Source organism: Eudoraea sp., from assembly GCF_049665975.1.
Taxonomy (GTDB): Bacteria; Bacteroidota; Bacteroidia; order Flavobacteriales; family Flavobacteriaceae; genus Eudoraea.
In genome coordinates this window covers 1-2,435 of record NZ_JBATGR010000071.1, presented here as the reverse complement: position 1 = coordinate 2,435, position 2,435 = coordinate 1, and the positions used below count along the sequence as shown (strand labels likewise).

Here is a 2,435-nt window from a genome sequence, read left to right as displayed (position 1 = left end):
CGGATAACAAACTTGCTGCATTTGGAACGGATACAATAAGCAGAAGACAATACCACATTCAGATAAAAAACCTTGAAACAGGTCAAATTTATAAGGATAAGATAGATAATACTACAGGAAGTGCAGTCTGGGCGAATGACAATAAAACTTTATTTTATACAAAGAAAGATCCGTTAACGTTGCGATCTGATAAGATATACAAGCATATTTTGGGCCAGCCGGTTGAAGAAGATGAATTAGTATTTCATGAGCAGGATGATACCTTCAATACGTTTGTTTACAAATCAAAATCCAAAAAATATATAATCATTGGTTCATATAGTACCCTAACATCTGAATTTCAAGTACTTAATGCTGACAACCCCAACGGGGATTTTAAACTATTTTCGAAAAGAGAAATAGGGTTGGAGTATTCTATTTATCATTTTGAAAACAATTTTTATATACTTACTAATAGAGATAAGGCAACCAATTTTAAATTAATGAAGGTTGATGAGAAAAATACATCTTCTGAAAATTGGGAAGAATTTATTCCACACAGTCCCGATATTCTCCTGGAAGATATTGAAATATTTAAAGATTACTATGTCCTCACAGAGCGTGACAACGGCCTAAGTAAGCTAAAGATCACGAAATGGGATGATTCTGAGAGCTACCACATTCCATTTGATAATGAAACTTATGTAGCATACCCTTATGTGAATCCAGATTTTGATACGGATATTTTTCGTTACGTATTCAATTCAATGACTTCGCCTTATGCTATTATTGATTTCAACATGAGTACTAAGGTGAAAGAAATAAAAAAGGAACAAGAAGTATTAGGAGGTAAATTTGACAAAGCAAATTATCGTTCGGAACGAATATGGGCAAATGCCCGCGATGGCGCAAAAGTGCCTATCTCTTTGATTTATCACAAAGACACTAAATTAGATGGTAATAGCCCACTTTTACAATATGGCTACGGTTCATATGGAAGTACTTCAGATCCATATTTTTCAACTGCAAGGTTAAGCCTTTTAGATAGAGGCTTTGTATACGCTATTGCACATGTGCGGGGTGGAGAATATCTGGGCAGGCCTTGGTATGAAGACGGAAAACTCCTGAACAAGAAAAATACCTTCACAGATTTTATTGATTGTTCTCAATTTTTGATTGAAAAAAAATACACCAGTAAGGATCATTTATACGCCTATGGTGGTTCTGCAGGCGGTTTACTTATGGGTGCAATAGTTAATATGGCTCCTGATCTTTATAACGGGGTTATAGCGGCCGTTCCTTTTGTAGATGTTATTACAACAATGCTAGATGATTCAATACCGTTAACTACTGGAGAATTTGATGAATGGGGTGATCCAAATAAGAAAGAGTACTATGATTATATGAAATCTTACTCCCCATATGATAATGTTATCGCACAAGATTACCCTAATATGTTGGTAACCACTGGATTACATGATTCTCAGGTACAATATTGGGAACCAGCTAAATGGGTGGCAAAACTTAGGGCTTTTAAAACAGATAAGAATGAACTCTTTCTTTATACCAACATGGATGCTGGTCATGGTGGTGCCTCAGGAAGATTTGAAGCATTGAAAGAAACTGCCAAAGAATATAGTTTTCTAATAGATTTAGAAGGTAAAACGGCTAAATAAAAAAAAAATAGTAATTTTGTCGGCAGATTTAATCTATTAAAAAGATTTATCGACTTAACCTTTCTTTATGGAAAATAAGATAAATGCTCACAATTCAATCCTTGATTTAATAGGAAACACCCCACTCGTTAAGCTAAATCAGATTGCTGAACCACTCAAGGGGAATTTTTATGCAAAGATTGAAGCCTTCAATCCGGGCCACTCCTCTAAGGATAGGATAGCTTCATATATTATTGATGAAGCCGAGAAGAGCGGCGTTCTTGAGCCTGGGAATACAATTATAGAGACTACTTCCGGAAATACAGGTTTTAGTATTGCCATGGTAAGTATTATAAAAGGCTACGAATGTGTATTGGCTGTAAGCTCAAAGTCTTCTAAGGATAAAATTGATATGCTGCGTTCCATGGGCGCAAAAGTGTATGTGTGTCCTGCTCACGTAAGTGCGGATGATCCCAGGTCCTATTATCAGGTTGCAAAACGCTTACATGAAGAAATTAAGGGATCTGTCTATATCAATCAATATTTTAATTCATTAAATATTTTAGCGCATTATAAAACTACCGGTCCTGAAATATGGGAACAAACAAATGGTAATATAACGCACCTAATTGCCTGTAGTGGCACAGGTGGTACTATTTCTGGTACTGCCCGATTTTTAAAAGAGCAAAATCCGAATATTAGGATAATAGGAGTTGACGCCTATGGATCTGTTTTGAAAAAGTTTCACGAAACCGGGGAATTCGATAATGATGAAATATATCCCTATCGAATAGAAGGTCT

Annotated in this window: 2 protein-coding genes; both read left to right on the top strand. The window is 35.6% G+C overall.

What is annotated here, in order from left to right:
• A partial coding sequence (locus tag WBN20_RS03030; protein WP_424280655.1) for a S9 family peptidase occupies positions 1-1,655 on the top strand: 1,655 nt, incomplete at its 5' end.
• Positions 1,656-1,722: 67 nt separating this feature from the next.
• Positions 1,723-2,435: PLP-dependent cysteine synthase family protein (locus tag WBN20_RS03025; RefSeq protein WP_424280654.1), on the top strand; the 713-nt coding region annotated here is incomplete at its 3' end.